At 67.0% G+C, this 25,289-nt stretch carries 21 protein-coding genes; 5 read left to right on the top strand and 16 right to left on the bottom strand.

The genetic code is table 11. From position 1 onward, the window contains the following. Positions 1-10 precede the first annotated feature (10 nt). The 15 genes from ACYQ3G_RS10575 to ACYQ3G_RS10505 form a co-directional block, all read right to left on the bottom strand. Positions 11-874: an alpha/beta fold hydrolase gene (locus tag ACYQ3G_RS10575; RefSeq protein WP_459825682.1), complete on the bottom strand. Its 864-nt coding sequence runs from the start codon at positions 872-874 to the stop codon at positions 11-13. A gap of 110 nt (positions 875-984) precedes the next feature. Then, positions 985-1,704 carry a LutC/YkgG family protein gene (locus ACYQ3G_RS10570; protein ID WP_459825680.1) on the bottom strand — a complete coding sequence of 240 codons (720 nt, stop codon included), beginning with the start codon at positions 1,702-1,704 and terminating at the stop codon, positions 985-987. Beyond that, the gene (locus tag ACYQ3G_RS10565; protein ID WP_459825678.1) at positions 1,701-3,146 is read right to left on the bottom strand and encodes a LutB/LldF family L-lactate oxidation iron-sulfur protein; all 1,446 of its coding nucleotides are present in this window, start codon (positions 3,144-3,146) and stop codon (positions 1,701-1,703) included. The genes ACYQ3G_RS10570 and ACYQ3G_RS10565 overlap by 4 nt, the downstream gene beginning before the upstream one ends. A 1-nt stretch (position 3,147) precedes the next feature. Continuing rightward, positions 3,148-3,882 carry a (Fe-S)-binding protein gene (locus tag ACYQ3G_RS10560; RefSeq protein WP_459825676.1) on the bottom strand — a complete coding sequence of 245 codons (735 nt, stop codon included), beginning with the start codon at positions 3,880-3,882 and terminating at the stop codon, positions 3,148-3,150. A 334-nt stretch (positions 3,883-4,216) separates the two neighbouring features. Continuing rightward, positions 4,217-4,927, bottom strand: a complete 711-nt coding sequence (locus tag ACYQ3G_RS10555) for an ABC transporter ATP-binding protein (RefSeq protein ID WP_459825674.1) — start codon at positions 4,925-4,927, stop codon at positions 4,217-4,219. Next, positions 4,908-5,693 (bottom strand): ABC transporter ATP-binding protein, encoded by a 786-nt coding sequence (locus ACYQ3G_RS10550; RefSeq protein ID WP_459825672.1) that lies wholly within the window; start codon positions 5,691-5,693, stop codon positions 4,908-4,910. Before ACYQ3G_RS10550 ends, ACYQ3G_RS10555 begins: the two co-directional genes overlap by 20 nt. Beyond that, the gene (locus tag ACYQ3G_RS10545; RefSeq protein ID WP_459825670.1) at positions 5,690-6,568 is read right to left on the bottom strand and encodes a branched-chain amino acid ABC transporter permease; all 879 of its coding nucleotides are present in this window, start codon (positions 6,566-6,568) and stop codon (positions 5,690-5,692) included. Before ACYQ3G_RS10545 ends, ACYQ3G_RS10550 begins: the two co-directional genes overlap by 4 nt. Positions 6,569-6,570: 2 nt before the next feature. Then, on the bottom strand, positions 6,571-7,521 hold the full coding sequence (locus ACYQ3G_RS10540) for a branched-chain amino acid ABC transporter permease (protein ID WP_459825668.1): 951 nt from the start codon (positions 7,519-7,521) through the stop codon (positions 6,571-6,573). A gap of 48 nt (positions 7,522-7,569) precedes the next feature. Continuing rightward, on the bottom strand, positions 7,570-8,742 hold the full coding sequence (locus tag ACYQ3G_RS10535; protein ID WP_459825666.1) for an ABC transporter substrate-binding protein: 1,173 nt from the start codon (positions 8,740-8,742) through the stop codon (positions 7,570-7,572). Positions 8,743-8,958: 216 nt separating this feature from the next. Continuing rightward, entirely contained in the window at positions 8,959-11,985 is a 3,027-nt protein-coding gene (locus ACYQ3G_RS10530) for a PAS domain-containing hybrid sensor histidine kinase/response regulator (protein WP_459825664.1), read from the bottom strand. Positions 11,986-11,987: 2 nt separating this feature from the next. Next, positions 11,988-12,821: a transporter substrate-binding domain-containing protein gene (locus tag ACYQ3G_RS10525; RefSeq protein WP_459825662.1), complete on the bottom strand. Its 834-nt coding sequence runs from the start codon at positions 12,819-12,821 to the stop codon at positions 11,988-11,990. 176 nt (positions 12,822-12,997) lie between these two features. Continuing rightward, entirely contained in the window at positions 12,998-13,552 is a 555-nt protein-coding gene (locus ACYQ3G_RS10520; protein ID WP_459825660.1) for an LOG family protein, read from the bottom strand. A gap of 497 nt (positions 13,553-14,049) precedes the next feature. Then, positions 14,050-14,379 (bottom strand): hypothetical protein, encoded by a 330-nt coding sequence (locus ACYQ3G_RS10515; RefSeq protein WP_459825658.1) that lies wholly within the window; start codon positions 14,377-14,379, stop codon positions 14,050-14,052. 137 nt (positions 14,380-14,516) lie between these two features. Then, a complete protein-coding gene (tsaA, locus tag ACYQ3G_RS10510) occupies positions 14,517-15,011 on the bottom strand; it encodes a tRNA (N6-threonylcarbamoyladenosine(37)-N6)-methyltransferase TrmO (protein WP_459825656.1) in 495 nt (164 codons plus the stop codon). A gap of 130 nt (positions 15,012-15,141) precedes the next feature. Continuing rightward, complete coding sequence (locus ACYQ3G_RS10505; protein WP_459825654.1) at positions 15,142-15,696, bottom strand: HEAT repeat domain-containing protein; 555 nt, start codon at positions 15,694-15,696, stop codon at positions 15,142-15,144. Between the two features lie 179 nt (positions 15,697-15,875). On the opposite strand from ACYQ3G_RS10505, the gene ACYQ3G_RS10500 reads away from it, so the two are divergent. Together ACYQ3G_RS10500 and ACYQ3G_RS10495 are read left to right on the top strand one after the other, a co-directional pair. Beyond that, a complete protein-coding gene (locus ACYQ3G_RS10500; protein WP_459825652.1) occupies positions 15,876-16,337 on the top strand; it encodes a (2Fe-2S)-binding protein in 462 nt (153 codons plus the stop codon). Next, positions 16,334-18,487, top strand: a complete 2,154-nt coding sequence (locus ACYQ3G_RS10495; protein ID WP_459825650.1) for a xanthine dehydrogenase family protein molybdopterin-binding subunit — start codon at positions 16,334-16,336, stop codon at positions 18,485-18,487. The genes ACYQ3G_RS10500 and ACYQ3G_RS10495 overlap by 4 nt, the downstream gene beginning before the upstream one ends. A gap of 94 nt (positions 18,488-18,581) precedes the next feature. Here the strand turns inward: ACYQ3G_RS10495 and ACYQ3G_RS10490 are convergent, their stop codons facing one another. Then, positions 18,582-19,268: a dihydrodipicolinate reductase C-terminal domain-containing protein gene (locus ACYQ3G_RS10490; RefSeq protein ID WP_459825648.1), complete on the bottom strand. Its 687-nt coding sequence runs from the start codon at positions 19,266-19,268 to the stop codon at positions 18,582-18,584. 233 nt (positions 19,269-19,501) lie between these two features. Here ACYQ3G_RS10490 and ACYQ3G_RS10485 point away from each other — a divergent pair, with 233 nt between their 5' ends. From ACYQ3G_RS10485 to ACYQ3G_RS10475, 3 genes are all read left to right on the top strand, one after another. Further along, positions 19,502-20,347, top strand: a complete 846-nt coding sequence (locus ACYQ3G_RS10485; RefSeq protein ID WP_459825646.1) for a TylF/MycF/NovP-related O-methyltransferase — start codon at positions 19,502-19,504, stop codon at positions 20,345-20,347. Between the two features lie 556 nt (positions 20,348-20,903). Continuing rightward, a complete protein-coding gene (locus ACYQ3G_RS10480) occupies positions 20,904-22,103 on the top strand; it encodes an efflux RND transporter periplasmic adaptor subunit (RefSeq protein WP_459825644.1) in 1,200 nt (399 codons plus the stop codon). A gap of 12 nt (positions 22,104-22,115) precedes the next feature. Further along, a complete protein-coding gene (locus ACYQ3G_RS10475; RefSeq protein ID WP_459825642.1) occupies positions 22,116-25,289 on the top strand; it encodes an efflux RND transporter permease subunit in 3,174 nt (1,057 codons plus the stop codon).

Below are 25,289 nucleotides of genomic sequence, written 5' to 3'. Positions count from 1 at the left end.
TCGGAGTCCTTCACCCGTGCCGGCCGCACCAGCGATCGATGGCCTCGCGCATGGCCCGGGGCTGCTCCGTCGGAATCCAGTGCACGGCGTCGAGGCGCTCGACGCGGCAGTCGGGCAGCGCGGCCAGACAGCGGACGGTCATGCCGGGGTCGCCGAAGATGCCGCCTCTGGACAGCAGGGCCAGGGCCTGAGCGTGGATGGCCGAAAGGTCCGGCAGCGGGTCGGTCACGGCCAGGAGGTCCTGCAGGTACACGACCGTGGGCAGGATGCGCAGTTCGTGCACGGGCGAGGAGAAGCGCTTGGTCGGGAACGAGCCGTTCGTCCGGGCCATGGCCGCGTAGGCGACCTGGTCCAGTTCGGCCAGATCCAGGGGCGGCAGGCTGCCCCGGTGAACGCCCCCGGCCGCCAGGGCCAACAAGGGCCGCACAATGGCCGCCAGCACGGGGCGCAGGTGCAGGACGCGGGTCATCTGCCCGGTGATGGCGGCGCGGAACATGGGCTCGATCAGCACCAGCCCCGAAACCAGGCCGGGGTGGAGCCACGTGAACCACAGAGCGAGATTGGCGCCCAGGCAGTGCCCCACCACCTCCGCCTGTTCGATGCCCTCGTGACGCAGCAGGCTGGCGAGGTCGGCGCTCCAGACGTCCATGCCCACCCGGCCGCGATAGAGCGACCCGCCGTGGCCGCGCAGGTCCAGGCGCAGGATGTCCCAGCCGTCGGCTAGGCGCGTGCCGCCCACGAAATTCCACCATCTGGTCATGTTGCTGGCCACGCCGTGCAGCAGGACGACGGTCCGTCGCGGCGCCCCGGCCCGCGTGATGCGGTAGGCGATGCGCGCGCCGTCCGCGGCCGTGAATACGCTCTCTCGTTCCATGGCACCTTCCCTTTTGAACGTCAGGTATCCCAGCAAACCCGGAAAAAGAAAAGCCCGGGCGCATGGCCTTGCGGCGATGCGTCCGGGCTTTGTTCCCGAAGGTTCGGCCCCTACTGAGCGGCGCCGACCACGAAGAGGTGCATCTCACGCGGGCCGTGGGCGCCGTGCACGAGGGTGGCCTCGATATCGGCCGTCTTGCTCGGGCCGGTGATGACCGTGGCGTGGGACGGCAGGGTCCGGGCGTTCAGGCTGGAAAGCATCCGTCTGTAGGAGCCTACGATGCGCCCAGCCGGGACCACGGCGATGTGGATGGACGGCACCAAGGACACGGAGCGCGCCCGCCCTTTGCCGCCCAGGAGCACGATGGAGGCGGTGTCGGCCAGGAGGTAGTCGGCCGTGGTGATGCCGATGTACGAGGCGATGACTTCGCGGCGGAAGTCCTCACGCGCGCTCTCGGCGAAGCTGTCGGCCTCGGGCACGACCTTGACGGCGATGTCGGCCGGCAGCAGCTTTTCGAGTTCCAGGCTTTCGAGCAGCGGGTCGCTCCAGCGCATGATCTGTTTCACCGTGCCCCACTCCGGGCTCCGCTCGGCGGCCAGGGCCGCGATGGCCGCGCCGCAGGCGGCCAGGTCCGGACACTCGTGGACCTGCAGGTTCAGGGCCTTGGCCTCGGCCCGAATGCCGTCCATCCAACCGGCCCGTTCCTCGGCCGCGACAGGGGCCTCGGCGCAGTTCACGAAGCCCTCGCTCTTGGCGAAGACGATCCTCTCCCGGCCGTCGCCGGCCTGGACGCCCAGGGCCTTGCGGACCCGTTCGATGATGGGGTTCATGCGTCCCTCCCGTCCCGGTTGCGCCGGGCCCATCTTTCGCCGAAACTTTCTGCGGCCAGGGGCGGGAAATCGCGCCCCCGGGTCCATCCTCCCAGCGGTCCGGGCAGCTTGGTGATCCACCCGTTGCGCCGCGGCAGCAGGCGCTGTCCCAGACGCGCCAGGCCCAGCAGAGCGTCGTAGAGCCCGCGCCGGCTCATGACGGCGGACCAGGCTCCAAAGGCCAGCTTGGCCGCCCCGCTTTGGGGCCGCACGTCCCATTTGGGGTCGCCGTCGGCCAGTTTGGCGCGCAGCAGGGAGAGCATGCGCGGCAGGTCGTTGTCCACGGGGCAGACCTGTTTGCAGGCGCCGCACAGGGTTTCGCCCTGGCAGAGGTGGCTGCATTCGCCTATGCCTCGGGTCAGGGGCGTGAATACGGCGCCGATGGGGCCGCAGTAGGGCGAGCCGTAGCTGTGGCCGCCGACGTGCAGGTACACGGGGCAGACGTTGAGGCAGCCGCCGCAGCGCACGCAGTGCAGGACCTCCCGGAAGTCGGGGTCGGCCAGGATGCGGGTGCGGCCGTTGTCCACCAGGACGAGGTGGAACTCCTCGGGCCCGTCGGGTTCCTCGGGCAGGCGCGGCCCGCCGACGTAGCTGATGTAGGTGGAGATCTTCTGTCCGGCAGCAGCGCGGGTCAGCATGCGCAGGAGGATGTCGTGGTCCTCCAGGGTGGCGGCGATCTTCTCGATGCCCAGGAGCACGATGTGCACGCGGGGCATGGTCGAGGCCATGCGGATGTTGCCCTCGTTGGAGACGATGGTCACGTGGCCTGTCTCGGCGCAGGCCGTGTTGCCGCCGGAGATGCCCATGTCGGCGGTCAGCATCTTCTCGCGCAGGGCCTTTCGCGCCATGGCTGTCAGGCTGGGCGGGTCGTCGGTGTAGGGCTCGCCGAGCTTTTCGGCAAAGAGCGCGCCGACCTGGTCGCGGGTGTAGTGGATGGCCGGGGCGATGATGTGCGAAGGGGCCTCGCCCTTGAGCTGGACGATGTACTCTCCCAGGTCCGTCTCCACGGTCTCGATGCCGGCGGCCTCCAGGGCGGGGTTGAGGCAGATCTCTTCGCTCAGCATGGACTTGCCCTTGACCACGCGGCGGACCTGGTGGCGGCGGGCGACCTGCAGGCAGTACTCGACGGCGTCGGCGCCGGTGTCGGCCAGGAAGACCTGCCCTCCTCTGGCCCGGATGTTTTCGGACAGGGTCTCCAGGACCACGTCGAGGTTGTCGACGATCCTGCCGCGCACGGCCTTGGCGGCCCGGCGCGAGTCCTGCCCTGGCGCGATCTGGTTGTAGAGGTTCACGGCATTGCGACCGACCTTGTCGCGCATCATGCCCAGCGCCCGGTGCAACTGCGAGTCCTTGACGGCGCCGGCGGCGAGTTCCCTGTATTTCAGCGGAGAGGAGCTTTGCATGTCACTGCCTCCCGGCCAGGATTTCGGCGATGTGGTGGACGGTTATGGGCAGCTCGCGGCGGCGGATCATGCCCTGCATGTGCATCAGGCACCCCATGTCGCAGCCGACCACGGCCCCGGCACCGGTGGCCTGGATATTGGCCAGCTTGGTTTCCAGAAGCGCTTCGGAGATCTCGGGGTACTTGGCCGAGAAGGTGCCGCCGAAGCCGCAGCATTCGTCGGAGCGGGTCATCTCGATGAGGTTCAGCCCCCGCACGCCCGCCAGGAGCGCCCGCGGCTGGTCCTTGACGCCGAGTCCGCGCAGGAGGTGGCAGGAATCGTGGTAGGTCACGTCCCCATGCCATGAGGCGCCCACATCGGTCACGCCCAGCACGTCGACCAGAAATTCCGTGAACTCGAAGGTCTTTGCTCCCACCCGTTCGGCCCGCGCCAGGAGTCTGGGCTCCCCGGCGAAGATCTCCCGGTAGTGATGACGGACCATGTGCACGCAGGAGCCCGAGGGGCAGACGATGCATTCGGCGTCCTCGAACACGTCGAGGAAGCGGCGGGCCAGGCGGGCGGCCTCGTTGCGGTAGCCAGTGTTGTAGGCCGGCTGGCCGCAGCAGGTCTGGTCCGCGGGGTATTCGAGGGTGAGCCCCTGCCGTTCGAGGACCGCGACCATGGCTTCCCCGACCTGGGGAAAGCACGAATCGACGATGCACTGCATGAACAGGGTCACCCGTTGCGGTTTGTTCATTCAAACACCTCTCCGGCGCTGTTGCGCCTTGTCAAAAGCATGTACTCGCGTTGTGCCAAAACCGGCAAAACCACTACTCCCCGCACAACGGGCACGCAATAAAAAACAACCCAACAACCGAAAATTATTCCCAAAAATCATATAACCAATAGGCGATCCGCGCCCCCTACCCCCGATAACCGGGTCAAGGGGCGAGCCCCTTGCGGGACCCGGGGCAGCGCCCCGGCTCTTCACCAACCACCAGCCACCGTCTCTCCCCCCAAAAACGGGTCAAGGGGCCAAGCCCCTTGCGGGGCGCGGGGCGGCGCCCCGCATCTCTTCTCCCACCCCTCCCCTACGCCCCGAGATACGCCGCCAGCACGCGGTCGTCTTCGAGCAACCCCTTGGCGTCGCCGGAGGCGGCGATCTGTCCGGATTCGAGGACGTAGCCGCGGTGCGAGTGCGCCAGGGCGAGGCGCGCGTTCTGTTCGACGAGGAGGATGGTCATGCCCTGGCTGTTCAGGCGGTCGAGGATGGCGAAGATCTCCTCGACGACGAGGGGGGCCAGGCCCAGGGAGGGCTCGTCGAGGAGGAGCAGGCGCGGCGAGCTCATGAGCGCGCGGGCGATGGCGAGCATCTGCTGTTCGCCGCCCGAGAGGGTCCCGGCGAGTTGGGTGCGGCGTTCGCGGAGGCGCGGGAACATGAGGTAGGCCTGGTCGAGGTCGCGGGCGATGCCGGCCTTGTCCTTGCGGATGTAGGCGCCGAGCAGAAGGTTGTCCTCGATGGTCTGCGCGGCCAGGACCTGGCGCCCTTCGGGGCAGTGGGCGAGGCCGGCGCGGACGATGACGTCGGGCCGGGCCTTGGAGATGTCGGCATCGTTGAAGCGCAGGCTGCCTGCGGCGATGCGGGCCAGGCCGGAGACGGCGCGCAGGATGGTGCTCTTGCCGGCGCCGTTGGCGCCTATGAGGGTGACCATCTCGCCGCGGTCGACGTGCAGGCTGACGTCGCGCACGGCCTGGACGGGGCCGTAGCTGACGCTGACGTGATCAAGTTCGAGGAGCGGCATGGCTGTCTCCGAGGTAGGCGTCGATGACGGATTTGTCGCAGCGGACCTCTTCGGGCCTCCCCTGGCAGATGAGGCGGCCGAAGTTGAGGACGGCCAGGCGGTCGCACAGGCCCATGACGAGTGGCACGTGGTGCTCGATGATGAGCACGGTCAGGTCGAAGCGGCTGCGCAGGTCGCGGATGAAGTCGCTCAGCTCGGCCTTTTCGGCGAGGTTGAGTCCGGCGGCCGGTTCGTCGAGGAGCAGGAGCCTGGGCCGCAGGGCCAGGGCGCGGGCGATCTCGAGGCGTCGACGTTCGCCGTACGGCAGGGACGAGGCGGCGGCGCGGGCCTTGGCGCCCAGTCCGACGAGGTTCAGGAGGTCCATGGCCGTGGCCATGATCTGCGCCTCCTGGGTACGGCTGGCGGGCAGGCCGAGGAGGTCCGAGAAAAAGCCGGTGCGCGAGAAGGCCTGCATGGGCGCGCGGACGTTGTCGAGGACGCTCATTCCGGCGAAGAGGCGGATGTTCTGAAAGGTCCGGGCCATGCCCATGCCGGCGACTTTGTGGGGCGCCAGCCCCAGGATGTCGCGGCCGAGGAAGCTGACGCGACCGGCGGACACGGGGGTGATGCCGGAGACGAGGTTGAAGAGCGTGGTCTTGCCGGCGCCGTTGGGACCGATGAGCCCGAAGATCTCGCCGGCCTGGACGGAGAAGCTGACGTCGCCGACGGCCATGAGGCCGCCGAAGGCGCGGGACACGCCGTCGAGCTCGAGGATGGTCTGACTCATGCGGCCTCCCTTCTGCGCAGGGAGGCCAGCAGCCCGGCGATGCCCTGGGGCAGGTAGATGCAGGCCACGACGAGGACGATGCCGTTCATGATCAGGCGTGCGTCCTTGAGGGGCCGCAGCACCTCGGGCAGTGCGACCAGGAGGGCCGCACCCAGGAGCGGGCCCCAGACGGAGCGGGCGCCGCCGATGAGCACGTAGGCCAGGCAGGCCACGGAGGCGTCGAAGCTGCTCTGGCGGGCGTTCCAGGTGTTGAGGAACGGCGCGCTCATGGCGCCGACGACGCCGGCCAGGCCGCAGCCGATGACGAAGGCGCGGACCTTCTCGAAGGTGGTCGGGATGCCCATGGCCTGGGCGGCCAGCTCGTCCTCGCGGATGGCCATGAAGGAGCGGCCGGCCACGGTGCGGGTCAGGCGGGCGGAAAAGAGGAGCATGACGGCCAGGATGGGCCCGAAGAACCACAGGTAGCCGAGGCGGCTCTCGAAGGGCTGCGGGATGCCGAAGAGGCCCACGGCGCCGCCGGTCACGTCGAGGACGAGGACGACGACGTTCAGTACCTGGACGAAGGCGATGGTGGCCAGGGCGAGGTAGATGCCGCGCAGGCGCAGGGCCGGGATGCCGACGGCCAGGCCCAGCAGAACGCTTGCCGCCAGGGCGATGAGCCATTCGACGGGATAGAGGGCCGGGCCCAGGGTTTCGCGCCAGGCGGCGAAGGCGGGGCTGGTGCCCATGATGGCGGCGATGTAGCCGCCCAGGGAGTAGAAGCCGATGCTGGCCAGGGACAGCTGCCCGGCCATGAGGGGGTACCACAGGCTCATGCCCAGCAGGGCCTGCTGGACGATGGCCACGATGAGGAATCCGTAGTTTTCGAGGAACATGCCTAGACCTTCTGGATGGTTTGCCGTCCCAGAAGCCCCTGGGGGCGGGCCAGGAGGATGACGAAGAGCATGACGAAGGCCACGGCCTCCTTCATGGACGAGTAGTCGGGCGGCAGGAAGGCTTCGCCCAGACCGATGACGAGCCCGCCGAGGACGGCGCCGGGGATGCTGCCGAGTCCGCCGAGGACGATGACGGCCAGGCCCTTCAAACCGTAGCTGACGCCGAAATACGGGCCGGCCAGGCCGAAGCTGGCGCCGATGAGGGTGCCGGACAGGCCGCCGAGGGCGCCGGAGATGAAAAATGTGGATAGGATGTAGCGGTCGACGTTGATGCCCAGGAGGCTGGCGGTCTCGGGGTTCTCGGCCGTGGCCTGGAGGGCCTTGCCCATGCGCGTGCGGTTCATGAACCAGGCCAGGGCCAGGAGCATGGCCAGGCTGACGACGAGGATGATGATCTGCACGGTGCGCACGGCCAGGACCTTGCCGTCCATCTTGAAGACCATGGCCGGGGGCAGGGAGCCGAAGATGCCCGAGGGGAAGGAGTAGATCTCGGCGCCGACCAGGAACTGCAGGCAGTTGACGAGGATGAGGGCCACGCCGAGGCTGCTGACCAGGGCCAGGAGCGGGTCCGCGCCCTTGGCGCGCAGGGGCCGGAAGGCCAGGCGCTCGACGAGGACGCCGATGCCGCCGGCCAGGAGGGAGCCGCCGAGCAGGGCCAGGGGGAACGGCAGGCGGAACGGCAGGCTGATGCCGGCCAGGAGGCCGTTCAGGCCGAAATCGCCGACGGCCAGGGCGTAGGTGCAGTAGGCCCCGAGGGTGAAGACGGCGCCGTGGGCGAAGTTGATGATGCCCAGGATCGAGAACACCAGCGTGTAGCCGAGGGCGAAGATGGCGTAGACGGAGCCGATGGACAGGCCGTTGATGAAGCTTTGCAGCAGAAAGACGAAGTTCATGGTGGGACCGGTTGCCGGGGAAGGCGCGCTTCCCCGGCGGGTGAGGCGTTATTCGGGCAGCAGTTCCATGGTGCCGGTCTTGCCGTCGTCGGCGACTTTGATCTGCGAGACGTAGAAGGTCTTTTGGGTGATCTCGCCGTCGGCGTCGAGGACGATCTCGCCCAGGGGCGTGTCGTAGGAGCTGGAGACGATGGCGGCGTTGAGGGCCGTGCGCAGCTCGGCGGCGTCCATCTCGGCGACTTTCTTGCCGGAACTCTTCTCGACCTCGTTCAGGGCGTCCACGACGACCTTCACGCTGGTGTAGGCCTGGGCCGAGAACTGGGCCGGGTCCTTCTTGAACATGTCCTTGAAGGCGGCGGAAAAGGCCTTGTTCTCGGCGTTGTCGGCTTTCGGGCTGTAGGCCTGGGCGACGATGACGCCGGTGCACTCCTGTCCGCAGACGGGGTACATGTTCGGGGAGTTGAAGCCGTTGCCGCCGACGATGAGGCCCTCGTAGCCGAGCTGGCGCAGCTGCTTGACCATGTTGCCGCCGTCGGCGGCCAGGCAGCTCATGACGACCATGTCCACGCCGGCGCCGAGGATGGCGGTGACCTGGGTGGTGAAGTCCGTGTCCTTGACGCTGGTCTTCTGGATGGTGGCGATGTTCAGACCCATGCCCTTGATGGCGTCCTGGAAGATGCCGGTCTCGGAGACGTTGAAGGCGTCGTCCTGGGCGTAGACCACGGCCACGTTCTTCACGCCCGGGTTGAGCTTCAGGGCGCGTTTTAACGCATTGGGCGCGACGAGGGTCATGGGCGCGGAGATGCGGGAGACGTACTCGCCGATCTGGGCGATGCCCTTGGCCGTGTTGGACGGGCCGACGACGGGAACCTTGGCCTGGTTGGCAATGGGGTTGGCGGCGAAGGCCTGCTGGGACAGGGTCGGCCCGATGATGGCCACGACCTTGTCGCGGGAGATGAGGTTCTGGAAGGCGTTGATGGCCCCGGCCTCGTCGCCGCCGGTGTCCTGGAAGGCCAGGCGGATGGGCGTGCCACCGACGCCGCCCTTCTCGTTCAGGAGCTTCTCGGCGACCTTGGCGCCGTTGACCTGCTCCTCGCCGAACAGGGCGACGTTGGTGGTCTGGCCCACGGCGATACCGACGGGGATGGGGCTGCCGACGGGTTCGGCCAGGGCCGTATTGGCGAGGAAGAGTCCCGCCAGAAGAACGATGAGCTTACGCATGGATTCCTCCGTGAAGGTGCGGACGGCCTGAGGTGATCTCCGGCCATCGATAAACGATTGGTTGACCTATCAAAGAAGAAATACGTACGCAACCGGCAAATATGTCTGGCAATCGACATGGCGAATCATGCGCGGTCCGGGTCGGGGCGGGATGGAGCCCCTGCCGGTCGCGTGTGGCGGGTCATGGTTCGGTCGGAGCGGGAAGCCGTTCCGGAGTCATGAGTCTGAAAACAGGCGGGTGATGATGGAGTCCAGGTCGCGGATGCCGATGGGCTTGCTGAGATAGGCATCCATGCCCTGTTCGAGGAAGTTCTCACGGTCCCCGACCATGGCGTGGGCCGTCAGGGCGACAACGGGGATGTCCCGAAACGCGGCATGGTCCGGGTGCGTGCGGATGGCCTTGAGGGCTTCGAGGCCGGTCATGACGGGCATCTGAATGTCCATAAGGATGATGTCAAACTCTTCGCGGGCCAAAAGCTCCAGGGCCTGCTGGCCGTTTTCGGCCACGCTGACGCTGTGCCCCATCTTTTTCAGGAGCGCGGACGTGGCGATCTGGTTGATCTTGTCGTCCTCGGCCAGCAGCACGCGCACGGACCGGCCCGTCGCCGTCAACCCGTCCGGGGATGGCGCAGGCTCGACACGCGCATCCGCCACGGCGAAGGGCAAGTCCACCCGGACGGTCGTACCCTTGCCCGGGGTGCTGCCAATCTCGAGGTAGCCTCCCATGAGCGTCACGAGGCGCTGGGTGATGGCCAGCCCGAGACCTGCGCCCTGATAGGCCCGCGTGAAGGAGCTGTCCACCTGGTAGAACGGTGTGCAGAGGCGGTCGAGACTTTGCTTGGGGATGCCGATGCCCGTGTCGCTGACGGTGAAGCGCAGGCGAATCTCACCCGCCGGGGCCGCGAGGGGCCCCATGTCCAGGGTCACGCTTCCCTGGGGCGTAAATTTCAGGGCGTTGCCCAAGAGGTTGCCGAGGATCTGCACGACCCGCGTCTCGTCACCCACGACGAACTCAGGCAGCCCCTCGGCCATGCGACAGGTCAGAGCCAGGCCCTTTTCCCGGGCCGCGTTGGAATAGAGTTCCAGGATCGAGTCGCGCAGTTCCGTGGTGGAGAACTTTGTCGCGCGCACGGCCAGCCGTCCCGCCTCGATGCTGGAGATGTCGAGGATGTCGGCCAAAAGCCGTGTCAGCCGGTTGGCGGACTTGACGGCCAGTTCTATGCATTCGCCCTGCTCCGCATCGGGATCCGTGGTCTGGAGGAGCTGCAGCATGCCCATGATGCCGTTCAGGGGAGTCCTGATCTCGTGGCTCATGTTGGCCAGGAATTCGGACTTGGCGTGGTTGGCGCTCTCGGCCTCCTCCTTGGCCCGGACGAGGTCGGACTCGGTCTCCTTCTGCCGGGTGATGTCCTCGGTGAAGATGACGATGCCGCCCACGTCACCACGGATCGTACTCCATGGCCGTACTTCCCAGCGCACCCACTGGCTTGAGCCGTCGGCGCGCTCGAAACGGTCCTCGTCCTTGCGCACGACCTCCCCGTCGAGGCCGCGGCGGTGTATTCCCTTCCATTCAGGGCCGATCTCCGGAAAGACCTCGTAGTGGGACACACCCATGATGTCCCGCTCACCCAGGCGGTAATCGTCCAGCCAGCGTCGGCTGACCGCGATGTAGCGCATCTCCCGGTCGAACATGGCCAGCGAGGCGGGAGCGTAGCGGACGAAGAGCTGCAGCCGCTCCTCGCTCTCGCGCAGGGCGGCCAGGGCTTCCTCGGCCCTGGCGCGGGCGCTCCGCGCCTCTTCCATTTGGCGCAGGGCTGCAATCCTGGCCTGCCGCTGCTGTTCCAGGGCCTCGGCCTGGGCCGCGGCCAGGGCGGCCTCGGCCTGCTTGCGTTCGGTCAGGTCCAGGGCATAGGCGACCCGGCTCACGGGCCGGCCGGCTTCGTCCCTGAGGACCGTGATGTCCAGGAGCACGGGAAAGCGCCGCCCGTCCCGGGCCATGTGTTCGCTCTCGAAGACGGCGTGGTTCGAGGCGTTGAGGGTCTCAATCATCTCGCGGGCCTGATTGCGCCTGTCTTCGGCGAAAAGCGCGGCGACCGGCAGCCCGACCATCTCGGTCGGCTCGTAGCCGCGCAGCCGGGCGAAGGCCGGGTTGACGGCCAGCATCGTGTTGGTCCGGGCGTCGACGATGGCCAGCCCCAATTCGGCGTTCTCAAAGGCTTGGGCCCACAGCCGCAACTGGGTCTCGGCCCGGCGCAGGGGGGTGAGGTCGACAAAGGAAGACAGCACGCCCTCCTTCAGGAAAATTCCCGAGATTCTGACGGCGCGCTCCACACCGTCCTTGCAGGTCACGCGGAATTCGCCGGCGTCGAATTCCCTGCCGCCGTGACGGGCCTCTTTCAGGGCCGCCTCCCAGCGCGCCATGGCCGCTGAACGGGCGTCTGGGTCGGGAAAGGCCAGGGCCCACCATGTGGCGATGTCGGACACGTCATCCAGGGTGTAGCCGAAAAGCTGCTCGAAACTCCTGTTCCCGACGCTGATGCGCCCTGCGTCGTCGGCCATGGCCATGGCCACGGGAGCCTTGAGGAACATGTCCGCGAAGCGGGTCTGACTGTCTTCAAGGGCCTTGCCCTGCCGGATGCGTTCGTGCAGGGCCGCGCGCTCCTTGCGCACCGCGATCAGGACGATGCCCAGGATGACGCTCAAGGCCAGCAGGGAACCGAGCAGGCTGACGACATATGTGCGGCGGGCCTTGGCGGTCAGGCTGTCGGTCCGTTCCTGCAGCAACGCGTCCACCTCTGCCGCCCGCATTTCGAGGCCCGTGTGGGCGACGCGCAGGGACACGGCCAGCCGCTGGTCCTGCCTCGTGCCTCCACGCCAGTCCTGTAGGAGCAGGCTGAAGCTCCGGATGCTACGGGCAAACTGTTCGGCGTCCTCCGCGTCGGCCGGGTCCAACCGCGCCGCCGACGCTTCGAAGGACCGCAAGGCCTGACGCAGTAAGGTCATCCCGGCATCGTGGCTGAAAGGCGACTGCGGGTCCGCTCCGAGGCTGGCCTGCATGAACCCTTTGGCCAGATCGATTCTGGCCTGGCGCAGTTCTCCGAGATAGGCCGTGGTCTGCCGCAGGGCCGTGGTTTGCACCCAGTGCATCCACGCGAGCAGGCCGACGCTGCACAGGGCCAGTAGCACTGCGGCAAAAACCCACCGCGATGGCCTCCATTCTCCGGGCTGGTCGGCGTGCGGCATGTTCATCCTCCGGTTTTCTGCGTTGCGGGAGGGGTCCAGGACAGGCCGAAGGAGGCCAGCATTGCGAGGTGTTCTTCGGACCCCAGGTATGCAGCCAGGGCCTCGTCCCAGGCATCGCGGAATTTCGGCTCGTCCAGCCTGAAGGCGAACGCGGGCAACCCTGATTCCTGCTCCTCGTCAACGGCCACGGCAAGTCGTCCGGGCTCGCCGCGCGACAGCATCCACCGCAGACTCGGCTCCGAGAGCAGCAACGCGTCCGCCAGACCCGTCTCAACGGCCCGGCGGCCCGTCAGGGCGTCGGGAACACGCAGCAGGCGGACGTCGGCCATGCCAAGGCGCGTCATGAGCGTGTCCTCGATGGAGCCGGCCAGGACAGCGGCGACGATGTCCGAGCGGCCCGCCATCTCCCTGTAGGTGCAAAGGCCGCGGGGATTGCCCGCAGGCACCAACAGGGCCTGGCGCACGGTCATGGTGGGTCGGGAAAAAAGGACCTTTTCCTCGCGTTCGGGGGTGATGAAGAGGCCTGCGGCGATGACGTCGATGCGTCCCGCCCGCAGTTCGGAGATGAGGGCGCCCAGTTCCACTTGGTGCCATTCGATATGGGAGATGCCGAGACGTTCGGCCACGCGGCGCGCGATCTCCGGAGCTTCCCCGGTGACTTCGCCGATGTCGCCAAGGACGGCGAACGGCGCTTCGACCGCATACCCGATGCGGACCACGCCCGTCTTCCGCAGCCGCCCGAGGGCGTCGTCATCGCCGGGATGAAAGAAAAAAATCGCCATGAGCGCCAGAACTCCCGCCACGCACAGGGCGATCAATCGCTGAACCCGTCCCACGCTCTCCTCATGACTTACGTTTTGAGCCGAAGTGTCAGGATCGTCAGCAGAATCCGGCAAGAACGCCGTATCCGCTCCGGTCCAGGCCGTTGTTCACAAAACCTGTAACCCGTCCGGTGCGAAAAGAACAACCTCTATGCAGCGATTTTCCGGGTAAAAAATGTAACCGTCGCCCGTTACGTCAGGGACGGAATCCTGCGCTGCAGCATGTCCAGAAGTCCGGCCGGGTTCTCGGCCACGTCCAGGGCGTCGTGCATGGGCCTTTTCATGAACCCTTCACGCTCGGCCGTGACGAGCATGGCCCGCAGGGGTTCGAAAAAGCCGTTCACATTCAGCAGGCCGCACGGCTTTGCGTGAAAGCCGAGCTGACTCAGGGTGCAGACCTCGAAGAGTTCGTCCAGGGTGCCGATGCCGCCGGGCAGCGCCAGGAAGGCGTCGGACAGTTCGATCATGAGATTCTTGCGCTCGTGCATGGTCGGCACGACATGCAGGCGCGTCAGGCCCCGGTGGAACTCCTCCTTGTCCTTGAGGAGCTGCACGGTCACGCCGACGACCTCTCCCCCGGCACCAAGGACGCTGTCGGCCAGGGTCTTCATCAGCCCCGTGCGGGACCCTCCGTAGACGCAGGTTATCCGGCGCCGGGCCAGTTCGCGGCCCAGTTCGGCCGTGGCGCGCGCATATGCCGGATGGTTGCCGTCGCTCGATCCCAGGAAAACGCAGACTGATTTCATGCTCACTCTCCGGTTGGGGGCGGGGTTTTGAATCCCTGCCAGATTCTGTGGAAGGTCGTCCACGGGCCGCTACGCCAAACCGGCCCGAAACCCAAGGAAAAAGGCTCTTCCGGCAGAGCGTCCAGGTTGTCATCTGATGCCCGTTGACGTCGTTGCACGTTGATCCGGGCGCACACCCAAGTGACCCGTCATCGCGAGCGCAGCGCGGCCTGGTCGGGCAACGCGCGAGATTCATCCTCGACGTGCGCTGGATCGCAACCGCAAAAGACCATGAAAAACTGGATTGCCGCGTCGAAGACTCCTCGCAATGACGAAGCTGGGCACGTGCGGTGATGCGCCCGGATCAAAGTTCGATGACATCAATAAGCGTTCAAGGACAGGACACCCTAACCGGATCGGGCTAAAAAGAAAGGGCCCGCTGCAGGGGCCCTTCCGGAATCGCCGAACGTCGAGGGTGCGGCAGGACTTCGGTTGTCCGCGCCGTCCGCGCGGCTCCGTCAGTGAAAGGTCTGGCCCTTGGTCAGGACGCGCCAGTGCTCCGCGGGGATGGGCAGGCAGTAGCACCGGCCGGGCAGGTCTGCGCACATGAAGAGCCTGCCCGAGGCCTCTTCCCAGCAGACGAGGTCCGAAAACATGGCCAGGACCTGGTGGAAGGAAAGTTCTTCCAGGTTGGCGACGGGCATCCGCCCGCCGAGGATGGAAAAGGCGGCCCTGCGGACAAGGTCGAATCCTGCCGGCGTCAGGCCGACGTCTATGGAATCAAGGGGATGGAGGGTCAGTTCGACGTCTTCAACCATGATCTTCACGGATTGGTCTGCGCGTTCCATGGTGTCCTCCGGGGTTTGGACACAACATAGCAAAGAACAGACCGCAAAGGCAAAAAAAACTCGCACGCAAACGGCATCTTTTGCATGCCGCATGTCCGAACGCGCCAATGCCGGCTCCTGCGCGTTCGCCGCGGCGATCAGCTCCTGGGGTTTGCGAAGCGGCCGTCCGATCGCACGTCCCCGGCCTTGTCCTGATGCGTCTCGGCCCAGCCGCTGACAGCTTCGGGAAAGACGTCGAAGGCCCTGAAGTACGGCTTGATGTCGAGCAACGGCGTGCCATTGAGAACATCCACGTCCAGGATGTGCAGGATGTTGCCTTCCACCCGCTGCAGGCGCACCACGGAAAGGCCGATCTGGTTCGGCCGGCGGGGAGCGCGGGTGGAAAAAAGCCCCCGCTTCGCCGGCTCCATGAACGGGACCACGGTCAGGTCAAAACCTTGGCTCATATGAAAATGGTACAGCAGGTAGATGTGGGAAAACCCTTCCAGGTCACGCAGGCCCGGGGCCAGGACTTCGTCGATGACGACGGTGCCGGCCGTGTCGCGGGCGCCGCAGGGCTGGATGGGCATATTGGCCCGCTCGGTGAAGGGGGAATGGATGACGCCGATGGGGCGGATGACGATGTCGGTCATGGGGAACTCCGTGGTTCGGGACGGTCAGGCGGCAGGGAATGCCCCAGGCCCGTCCCTATTGAGGTACGCGGCAGGCAGCATCCGGCTTTTCCCTGCGATGTCAAGGCATTTCCTCCCTCTCGCAGGCATTTCAGTCTTCCGCACCCTCTCCGGCTCCCATTTCCCGGCATTCCTGCCAGAGATCGCCCAGCATCAGCTTCAGGATTTCGGCCGCGGCCATGCTCCCGGCTTCGTCGAGTTCGCCGAATTCCAGGGAACGGACGACTGTCGCAAAGAGTTCTTCGTACCGGTCGAACTTCTGGCCCGCCAAGATGTGGTGCACGCCGTCGCGCACAGCCACGCTGTCCACCCCCCGCTCGACCAGGCGCTGCAGGACCGGCTTCCAGGCCTCCCGGCCGAGCCCCTTCAGGGCTACGGCGGCCAGCCAGGCCACGTCGGAGTTGCGGTCCTCCAGGGCGTCGAGCAGGGCCGGGACGGAGTCCGGGTCGAGGATCTCGCCCAGGGCCTTTGCCGCCCCCCAGCGGGCGTCCTTGGACGGGGAGTTCAGCAGGACCCGGCACAGGCCGGGCACGGCCGCGGCTCCCGCCTCGACGAGCATCCTTCTCCCCTTCTGCCGGACCAACCCATCCCTGTGCTGCAGCAAGGCCAGCAGTCCATCGATGCCGGCGTCCTTTTCCGTTGTCATGGATCACCTCCGCGTCGCGCCAGATTAGTCCATTCCCGCCGCCCGGACAACTCGTATGGTACAGATTCCGAATCTTGACGCCGGTGTTTGACCAAAACCGATTTTTGACCCAATACGGTGACAGGTCCCCGGCGGCTTCCGACCGCCGGCCTAGGTGCACGACAGCCAAGGGAGGCGACATGATCTCGTTGAAGGTGAACGGAACTGTCCACGAAGTTGACGCAGACCCGGGCACGCCCCTGCTGTGGGTGCTGCGCGACGTCCTGGGGCTGACCAGCGTCAAGTACGGATGCGGCGAGGGGATGTGCGGTATCTGCACAGTGCTGGTGGACGGACGCGCCGAACGGTCGTGCGTCACGCCCGTCGAGAGCGTCCAGGGCAGCGAAATCCTGACCATCGAGGGCCTGCCGGAGGACCACCCCGTGAAGGTCGCCTGGACCGAGCTGCAGGTGCCGCAGTGCGGCTACTGCCAGACGGGCATGATGCTGCAGGCCGTCGATGTCCTGACGGCCAGGCCCGACATCCCGGACGGGGAGATGGCCGCGGCCATGGACGCCGTCGCCTGCCGCTGCGGCTCGCACCCGCGGGTCATCCCCGCCATGCGCCGGGCCGCCGGGAAGATGAAGGAGGAGACGCCATGAGCGAAGACATGTCACGACGGTATTTCCTGAAAGGCGGCCTCCTGGTCCTGGCCGTGGCCATCACTCCCGGGGCGCTGGTGCTCATGAACGTCTCCCTGGGGGCGGCGGCCCCTGCGGCCCCGTTCCGCCCCCACGCCTTCCTCGAACTTGACGCCGACGGTTCCGTGACCGTGTGGGTCGGACAGACGGATCTGGGCCAGGGCACCCACACCGGCATCGCCATGATCATCGCCGATGAGATGGACGCCGACTGGAGCCGCGTGCGCGTCAGGATGGCCCTGGCCGCAGAGCCCTTCAAGGACCCCGAATGGGGCATGCAGGCCACCGGCGGCAGCACCAGCATCAGGCATCGTTGGGACATGCTCCGCAAGGCCGGAGCGGCGGCGCGGCTGATGCTCGTGCAGGCGGCGGCCCGGCAATGGGGCGTCGACCCGGCCGCCTGCTCGACCGTAACGGGCCAGGTCCGCCATCCCGACGGACGCGGCATCGGGTACGGAGAACTGGCCGCCAAGGCGGCCGCGCTGCGGGTGCCCGTCGAACCGCCTCTGAAGAATGCCGCGGACTATGCCGTCATCGGCACCCTGAGAAGACGGCTGGACTTGGAGGACAAGGTCCAGGGACGAACGGCCTTCGGCATCGACGTCCGCCTCCCCGGCATGTGCGTCGCCGTGCTGGCTCGCCCCCCGCGTTTCGGGGCCAGGCCCGTCGCCGTGGACGCCGACGGGACCAGGCAGGTGCGGGGGGTGCTGGACGTCATCCCCGTGGGCGACGCCGTGGCGGTCTGCGCGGAATCGACCTGGTCTGCCCTGCAGGGCCGAGACGCCCTGAAGATCACCTGGAGCGAGGGCAGCCGCCCGGATTTGAGCGATGCGGCCATCGCCGCGGAACTCCTGGCGAAGCTCGACGGCCCCGCCGCCGTGGCCGAGGACACGGGCAACGCCGCCGAGGCCCTTGCCGCGGCCGCGACCGTCGTCGAATCGCTCTACTCCGTTCCTTACGTGGCCCACGCCCAGCTTGAGCCGACCAACTGCACCGCGCATGTGGAAAAGGACCGCTGCCGCATCTGGGCCCCCACCCAGGGGCAGACCGCGGTCCAAGACGAGGGGGCCAGGATCTGCGGCCTGCCGCCCGAAAAGGTCGAGGTCATGACCACGCCCTGCGGCGGCGGGTTCGGCCGCCGCGGCGAAACTGATGTCGTCACCGAGGCCGTCAGCCTGTCCAAGGCCCTGGGGCGCCCGGTCAAGGTCGTCTGGACGCGTGGCGACGAGTTCGCCCACGACGTCTTCCGCCCGGCCAGCGTCTGCCGCATCCGGGGCGGGCTGGACGGCGGCGGCAATCTCGTGGCCTGGTCCCACAGGCTGGTCGCGTCGTCGATCATGTCGCGCCTGTGGCCCTCGGCCGTGCAGAACGGCCTCGACCCGACCTCCGTGGAGGGCGTCGAGGGCATGCCCTACGCCATCCCCAATCGCCGTATCGAATATGTCATTCCCGACCTGCCCATCCCCGTTGGCTGGCTGCGCTCCGTGGGACATTCATACAACTGCTTCACCGTGGAGTCCTTCGTGGACGAGATGGCGCTTGCGGCCGGAAAGGACCCCGTGGAGTTTCGCCTTGGGCTCATGGAAAAGGATTCCCGCCCCTACCGCACCCTGTCCCTGCTGGCGGACAAGGCCGATTGGGGTGGCCCGATCCCGGCGGGGCGCGGCCGGGGCGTGGCCGTGACCGAGTGCTTCGGCTCGGCCGTGGCCCAGATGGCCGAGGTTTCCGTGGACCGCGGGACCGGAGTCATTACCGTGCACCGCGTGGTCTGCGCCGTGGACTGCGGCACGGCCGTGTACCCCGACGCCATCACTGCCCAGATGGAGGGGGCCGTGGTCATGGGCCTGAGCATCGCCCTGCACGAGCGCGTCCGCTTCGCCAAGGGAGGTGTGGTCACGTCGGGCTACGGGCAGTATCGTCTGCTGGGCATGAAGGAGGTCCCGGCCGTGGAGGTCTTCATCGCCGAAAGCCGGCACCCCGTCGGAGGCATTGGCGAACCTGGCCTGCCGCCCGTCGCGCCGGCCGTGGCCAATGCCGTCTTCGCCGCCACGGGCGTGAGGCTGCGGGAACTCCCCTTCAGCCGCGAGGCCCTGAAGACGGCAGTGGCTTAGAGTTTCGCCGTATCTGATGAAGAGAGGGTTTCCGTCGATTGACGGGAACCCTCTCTTCATCTGCAGCCCCTTCGGGTGAGACGCTTTCGGCCGGCTAGGCGTCGTCCAGGATCAGGTCGACGATGTCGTGGCAGCCCGGGCCCGGGCGCTTCGCGGACACGATGCCGATGACCCGCGCCAGGCCCGTGGCGTAGGCCGTCTTGCCGAGCACCCGAGTCTGCATGTGTATCTCGACCTGCTCGTCCCTGATCACGATGTCATGGTACGCATGACGGTCCAGGAATTCCTCGGGGATGCCGATGACCTCGCGCTGGACCTGCGGGTCACGCTCGGAGCGGATGGCGGCCGCGGGGACACCCAGGGAGGTGGCCAAATGGACGGCCGTGCCGGGGCTCGTCTTCTTGGCGGCCTGGTGGGATTCTGAAATGGCTATGTCGAGACCCCGGAAATATCCTGCTGCCCGCCTGACCATGGCCATGAAGGACAGCATGAGCATGTTCACGTTGGGGCAGACGACCAGCGGGAAGTCGGGCGCGGCCGGGTAGCGCGTGCCGGCCGTCGAGAGATCGAGGAGCACGGTCCCGCGCGCGCCGCAGAAGTCGAAGACGTCGCCCAGCTCTCTGCCGGATCCGGCATGGACGACCATGCACCGGCCGTCTCCGGCCGCCGTCCGTTCGTCCCACGGCAGGACACGGCCGATTCCGGGTCCCTGCAACCCCTGCAGCAATTCCTCGGCGAGTCTGCCGCGGCCGACGAGAAGAATCGTATAGGTTTCCGTCATGTCATGTCCTTGTTGTGCGTCTGCAGTCCGAACCGGTCCGTGGAAGTGGCCGGGACGCGTCGCGCGTTGCCCTGCGACCGCCGCCCTCGCCCGTCACGTCGTCCCGGCGCGTGACCGTTCAGCCGCGAACCCGGGCGGAAATCCTATTATGTCTTTGACGACCATATCTGGCGAGGCTATGTCCCTGCCCTGCCGACGGACGTGACTCGAAAATTTGCAGTACGGGGGAGCATATGAAAAACGTCATCATCTGGGGCGCGGGACAAGGCGGGCGCATGGTCGCCAACCTGCTGCACGCCGACATCGTGGTCAGGGCGTACTGCGACAGCGACGCGGCAAAATGGGGGACCAACCTGGGCGGCATACCCGTCGTGCCCCCCGAAGCGATCCCGGGCCTCGCGCCCGACGCCGTGTTCATTTCCATGCTCAACGTCGACGCCTGCGCCGACGTGCGGGAACGCCTTGCGGCCATGCACGTGGAGGCGCGCATCGTCACGGCCCCTGAACTGCGCAGAACCTTCGACCTGCGCCTGGCCACGCTGCGCATGATCGCCGGAGAAGTGCGGGAACGCGGCATCGACGGTGCCGTGGCGGAGCTTGGCGTATACCAGGGGGCCTTTGCCGCGGAAATGAACCGCCTCTTCCCCGAGCGCAGCCTCTACCTCTTCGACACCTTTTCCGGCTTCGACGGGCGCGACGTGGCCGTCGAGGGGGAGCGTCGCTTCTCGCGGGCCGAGGCGGGCAACTTCGCGGACACGAGCGTGGAGGCCGTGCTGGCGAGGTTGCCGTACCCTGAGCGGGCCGTGTTCAGGGTCGGATATTTTCCTGAAACCGTCGAGGGGCTGGAGGACTGCTTCGCCATCGCGAGCCTCGACGCCGACCTGTTCAAGCCCCTCCTCGACGGCCTGCGGTACTTCTACCCGCGCATGTCGCGGGGCGGCTACATCATCGTCCACGACTACAACAACGGGCGCTTCGCAGGAGCCAAGCACGCCGTGCGTCAATTCTGCGAGGAGCACCACGCCTTCGTCGTTCCCCTGCCGGACCTGCACGGGACGGGGGTCATCGTCAAGGCGTAAAGGTCATGGCCCGCTTCCTCCCGGAGGCGGTTCCTCGCGCGCAAATGCGATCAGGGAAGACGGCGGCGCAAAGGTCGCCCCGCATCGACCCGTGACCACGAATGGCTATGCCCCGGCCTTTCTGGACGCACACTGGTCCAGTACCATCCGGCCTCTCTGCCCGCACTTGGGGCACTTGATCCCGGACTCGGAACCCTCGCACATTACGCAATACTGCGCATGGCAGGATATGCACCGATACAGTACGGGATGGGGAATTTCCTTGCCGCAGGCCGGGCATGTTCCTTTCTGTTGTTCCATGTGTTCTCCGTTCGGTTGAGTGTGGGGAAGGACCCTCTTCCTTCCTTCGGCCGATTCGTGTCAAGGCCGCACGTTCGCCGGGAGACGGGAGCAGCTTGCCGCGGGCTGAAATCAGGCGTAGAGGTGACGTATTTCCCGCAGTGAGGCACCGAACGGGGGAGCCGGCTGCACGGCATCCCGGAAATGCGGCCGCCCGCCAGACATTCTTTGATCTTCCGCCACGAATACCGGCACTCCAACAGAGAGGGATTCGCCGATGATGCCAGAAATCCGACTGGAACCGTCATGGGTCACGAGGCTGTCGACATGTGCCGGAATCATTCTCCTGGCCGTGTGCCTGGGCGGCTGCGGCCAGGAAAAGGATGCGCCGAAACCGTCGACCTCGCCACCGGCCGTTTCGGTCATGGACATCGTCCCGCAGGACGTGCCGGTGAACTTCGAATACGTCGCCCGGACCCAGAGCTCGCATCTGGTCAACATCCAGGCCCGGGTCAGCGGCTTCCTCGACCGGCGGCTGTACACCGAGGGCGCGCCGGTCAAGGAAGGCCAGATTCTCTTCCAGATGGACAAAAGGCCGTTTCAGGTCCAACTGGCCCAGGCAGACGCCGCCCTGAGCAAACAGAAGGCGGCCTACGAGACGGCCCGGCGCAACCTGGCCCGGACAAAGCCCCTGACCGAGCAGAACGCGCTGTCCCAGAAGGACCTCGACGAAGCCACTGGCCAGTACCTGTCGGCGGCGGCCTCGGTCGAACAGGCCAGGGCCCAGGTCGAAGCGGCCAGGCTCGACCTCTCCTACACGACCATTACCTCGCCGGTGGACGGTGTCAGCAGCGCGGCCCTACAGGCCGACGGCACCTACATCAACCCCCAGAACAGTCTGTTGACGACGGTGGCCGTGCTCTCACCCATATGGGTGAACTTCAATCTCTCCGAAAACGAGATGCAGCAGTTCCGGGACCAGATCGCCCAGGGCAGGCTGATCACGCCGGCGGGCACGGAATACGAGGTCGAGATCATCCTCGTCGATGGTTCGGTTTTCCCCCACACCGGACGGATGACCTTTGCCGAGCCGTCCTACGATCCCCAGACGGGCACGTTCCTGGTCCGCGTCAGCGTCCCCAACCCGCAGGGAGTCCTGCGCCCGAATCAGTACGTACGGGCACGCCTCACGGGGGCCATGCGGCCCGGGGCCGTCCTCGTGCCGCAGCGGGCCGTGCAACAGGGCGCCAAGGGCCACTTCGTGTGGACCGTCGGGCCGGACGGCAAGGCCGAACAGCGCCCCGTTCTCGTCGGGGACTGGCATGGGGACGACTGGTTCGTCTTCGAGGGCCTGCAGAGCGGTGAGCGGGTCGTCGTGGATGGCGCCCTCGCCCTCCAGCCCGGCATGGCCGTGTCCGCGCAACCCGTCGGGCGGCCCGCCTCCAATGGCGCAGGGCCCAAGACGGACGGCCAGTAGAGGGAGGGCGTCATGTTCTCCAGATTCTTCATCGACCGCCCGATCTTCGCCACAGTCGTGGCCGTCATCATCTGCCTGGCCGGGCTCGTGGCCATGACGGCGCTGTCCATCGAGCAGTACCCGCCCATCACGCCAGTACAGGTCACGGTCTCGGCCACCTACCCCGGCGCCGACTCCCGGACCCTGGCCGACTCCGTGGCCGCGCCCATCGAGGCGCAGATCAACGGCGTGGACAACATGCTCTACATGTCCTCGGCCAGTTCCTCCACCGGGCAGCTGACCTTGACGGTCTATTTCGGCCTCGACACGGACCCGGACATCGCCCAGGTGCAGGTCCAGAACCGGGTCAACCTGGCCCTGCCCCAGCTGCCCGAGGCCGTCTCGCAACTCGGCGTATCGGTGCAGAAAAAGGCGTCGTCGATCATGATGTTCATCGCCGTCTACGCCGAAGGCGGTCGCTACAGCAGCGAGTACATCGCCAACTACGCCAACGTCTACGTGCTGGACGCCATCAAGCGTGTGCCCGGCGCAGGACAGGCGCAGATCATGGGCATCCCGGACCAGGCCATGCGCATCTGGATGAACCCGGACCGCATGGCCGCCATGGGCATCACCACCAGCGACATCCAGCAGGCCGTGGCCAGCCAGAACGCCCTTTACGGCGCGGGGCAGATCGGACAGCAGCCCACCTCCGGCCCGGTGCAGCTGACGCTGCCCGTCGTCACCCAGCGGCCCTACACCGATCCGGCGCAGTACGAACAGATCATCCTGCGCGCCAACCCCGACGGTGGCGGCATCGTGCGCCTGGGGGACGTGGCCCGGGCCGAGGTCGGCCTGCGGCAGTACATCATCGACGGCAAGCTCAACGGCACTCCGGCCACGTTCATCGCCGTGTACCAGCAGCCCGGCGCAAACGGCCTGCAGGTCTCCAAGGATGTCCGCAAGGCCCTGGAGCAGATGAAGAGCCGCTTCCCCAGCGGCCTCAACTACGTCATCTCCCTCGACACCACGGACTTCGTCCGCCTGTCCATCGACGAGGTCATCCAGACCCTGTTCGAAGCCATCGCGCTGGTCGTGCTGGTCGTCTACCTCTTCCTGCAGAACTTCCGCACCACGGTCATCTGCACCGTGGCCATCGTCGTGGCCCTGGTCAGCACCTTCGCCGGCATGCTGGCCCTGGGCTTCTCCATCAACCTGCTGACCCTCTTCGGCCTGGTCCTGGCCATCGGCATGGTCGTGGACGACGCCATCGTCGTGGTCGAGAACGTCGAACGCAACATGGTCCTGCACCGCCTCCCGCCAAAGGAGGCGACCATCCGGGCCATGGACGAGATTTCCGGCTCCCTGGTGGCCGTGGTCCTGGTCATGGCCTCGGTCTTCATCCCGGCGGCCTTCCTGCCCGGGTCCACCGGGCAGCTGTACAAGCAGTTCGCCGTCACCATCGTCGTGTCCGTGGCGGTCTCGGGTTTCGTGGCCCTGACGCTGACTCCGGCCATGTGCGGCGTGCTGCTGCGGCACAGCCAGCCGCCGACCCGCGGGTTCTTCGCCTGGTTCAACCGCGGCGTCGACGCCCTGACGAGGGGGTTCGGCCACGCCGTGACCCTGGTCATCCGGCGCATGCTCGTGGCCTTCGGCGTTCTGGCGGTCCTGATCTACGCCATCGTCCACCTCTTCGAGGTGCTGCCCACGAGCTTCGTGCCCAACGAGGACCAGGGCTACGTCATGGCCGCCATCGTCATGCCCGACGGCGCCAGCCTGGACCGCACCGCGGCCGTAGCCGACCGCGTCGAGGCGATCTTCGGGAAGATTCCCGGCGTGGACACGCGTACCCAGCTCACGGGGTACAGCCTTCTCGACAGCGGCTTCAAGACCAACGCGGGAACGTTCTTCGTGACCCTGAAGCCCTTCGACGAGCGCTACGAGTCCGTCAGGCGGGCCAAGGCCGAGAACGCCCGGGCAGTGCTCCTGGCCCTGCACGGCGAGGCCGCCGCCATCGGCGAGGGCCTGGTCCTGCCCGTGGCGCCGCCGGCCATCCCCGGCATCGGAACCACGGGCGGCTTCGAGTTCTGGATTCAGGACACGGCCGCGGGCGAACCGGCCAGACTGGACGCCCTGACCCGCGACTTCCTGGCCAGGGCACGCACTCGGCCGGAGCTCACGGGACTGAGCAGCACCTTCCGGGCCACCACCCAGCAATTGCGCATCGACGTGGACCGGGAGAAGGCCAGCCTGCTGGGCGTGCCCGTCAAGGACGTGTACAGCGCCATACAGGCCCAGTTCGGGTCCCTCACGGCCAGCCAGTACAATGAATACAGCCGGGTCTGGTGGGTCGTCCTGCAGTCCGAACCCGCTTACCGTCAGCATCCCGCGGACCTGACGCGCCTGTACGCCAGGTCCGGCGACGGAAGCATGGTCCCCCTCTCGGCCCTCGTGACCACAGGCTGGGTGTCGGGTCCGGACCTCCTGCCGCACTTCAACGGCTTCCCGGCCGCCAAGGTCAACGGCAACGCGGCCGCAGGCTACAGCTCCGGCCAGGCCATCGCCGCCATGGAGGAGGTCGCGCGGGAGGTGTTGCCCGAAGGGTACGCCTTCGCCTGGTCCGGCCTGGCCTTCGAGGAGAAGCAGTCCGGCGGCACGTCCATGCTGGCCTTCGTCTTCGGGCTGGTCATCGTCTTCCTCGTGCTGGCCGCCCAGTACGAATCCTGGACCCTGCCCGGGTCCGTGATGATGGCCGTGCCCTTCGGCGTGCTGGGCGCCCTGACGGCCAACTGGCTGCGGGGCCTGGAAAACGACGTCTACTTCCAGATCGGCCTGCTGGTGCTCATCGGCCTGGGCGCCAAGAACGCCATTCTGCGCGTGTCCTTCGCCGTGGAACTGCGCCGCCAGGGGCGGTCCATCATGGAGGCCACCATCGAGGCCGGCGAACAGCGCCTGCGGCCCATCATCATGACCTCCCTGGCCTTCGCCTTCGGCGTGCTGCCCCTGGCCATAGCCATGGGCGCGGGCGCCAACGCCCGCCATTCCATCGGCACCGGCATCATCGGCGGCATGATCGGCGAGACCACCCTGGCCATGCTCTACGTGCCGCTCCTGTTCTACCTCTTCGACCGCTTCTCCGAACGCGCCGAGGCCAAGCGGATGGCCGCGCGCAACGCGAAATCGCCGGAACCGACGGAGGGACAGTGA

The organism is Desulfomicrobium salsuginis (genome assembly GCF_054657795.1).
Note: the sequence above shows the minus strand (reverse complement) of the source record. Positions and strands in the feature narration are given on the sequence as shown.

Excerpts from the sequence above, each read along its gene's own strand:
- ACYQ3G_RS10475 (WP_459825642.1), top strand. The coding sequence starts at position 22,116 with ATGTTCTCCAGATTCTTCATCGACCGCCCGATCTTCGCCACAGTCGTG.
- ACYQ3G_RS10495 (WP_459825650.1), top strand. The coding sequence starts at position 16,334 with ATGAGCGAAGACATGTCACGACGGTATTTCCTGAAAGGCGGCCTCCTG.
- ACYQ3G_RS10500 (WP_459825652.1), top strand. The coding sequence starts at position 15,876 with ATGATCTCGTTGAAGGTGAACGGAACTGTCCACGAAGTTGACGCAGAC.
- ACYQ3G_RS10520 (WP_459825660.1), bottom strand. The coding sequence starts at position 13,552 with ATGAAATCAGTCTGCGTTTTCCTGGGATCGAGCGACGGCAACCATCCG.
- ACYQ3G_RS10570 (WP_459825680.1), bottom strand. The coding sequence starts at position 1,704 with ATGAACCCCATCATCGAACGGGTCCGCAAGGCCCTGGGCGTCCAGGCC.
- ACYQ3G_RS10545 (WP_459825670.1), bottom strand. The coding sequence starts at position 6,568 with ATGTTCCTCGAAAACTACGGATTCCTCATCGTGGCCATCGTCCAGCAG.
- ACYQ3G_RS10555 (WP_459825674.1), bottom strand. The coding sequence starts at position 4,927 with ATGCCGCTCCTCGAACTTGATCACGTCAGCGTCAGCTACGGCCCCGTC.
- ACYQ3G_RS10540 (WP_459825668.1), bottom strand. The coding sequence starts at position 7,521 with ATGAACTTCGTCTTTCTGCTGCAAAGCTTCATCAACGGCCTGTCCATC.
- ACYQ3G_RS10575 (WP_459825682.1), bottom strand. The coding sequence starts at position 874 with ATGGAACGAGAGAGCGTATTCACGGCCGCGGACGGCGCGCGCATCGCC.
- ACYQ3G_RS10515 (WP_459825658.1), bottom strand. The coding sequence starts at position 14,379 with ATGGAACGCGCAGACCAATCCGTGAAGATCATGGTTGAAGACGTCGAA.
- ACYQ3G_RS10480 (WP_459825644.1), top strand. The coding sequence starts at position 20,904 with ATGATGCCAGAAATCCGACTGGAACCGTCATGGGTCACGAGGCTGTCG.
- tsaA (WP_459825656.1), bottom strand. The coding sequence starts at position 15,011 with ATGACCGACATCGTCATCCGCCCCATCGGCGTCATCCATTCCCCCTTC.
- ACYQ3G_RS10485 (WP_459825646.1), top strand. The coding sequence starts at position 19,502 with ATGAAAAACGTCATCATCTGGGGCGCGGGACAAGGCGGGCGCATGGTC.
- ACYQ3G_RS10530 (WP_459825664.1), bottom strand. The coding sequence starts at position 11,985 with ATGCCGCACGCCGACCAGCCCGGAGAATGGAGGCCATCGCGGTGGGTT.
- ACYQ3G_RS10505 (WP_459825654.1), bottom strand. The coding sequence starts at position 15,696 with ATGACAACGGAAAAGGACGCCGGCATCGATGGACTGCTGGCCTTGCTG.
- ACYQ3G_RS10560 (WP_459825676.1), bottom strand. The coding sequence starts at position 3,882 with ATGAACAAACCGCAACGGGTGACCCTGTTCATGCAGTGCATCGTCGAT.
- ACYQ3G_RS10550 (WP_459825672.1), bottom strand. The coding sequence starts at position 5,693 with ATGAGTCAGACCATCCTCGAGCTCGACGGCGTGTCCCGCGCCTTCGGC.
- ACYQ3G_RS10565 (WP_459825678.1), bottom strand. The coding sequence starts at position 3,146 with ATGCAAAGCTCCTCTCCGCTGAAATACAGGGAACTCGCCGCCGGCGCC.
- ACYQ3G_RS10535 (WP_459825666.1), bottom strand. The coding sequence starts at position 8,742 with ATGCGTAAGCTCATCGTTCTTCTGGCGGGACTCTTCCTCGCCAATACG.
- ACYQ3G_RS10490 (WP_459825648.1), bottom strand. The coding sequence starts at position 19,268 with ATGACGGAAACCTATACGATTCTTCTCGTCGGCCGCGGCAGACTCGCC.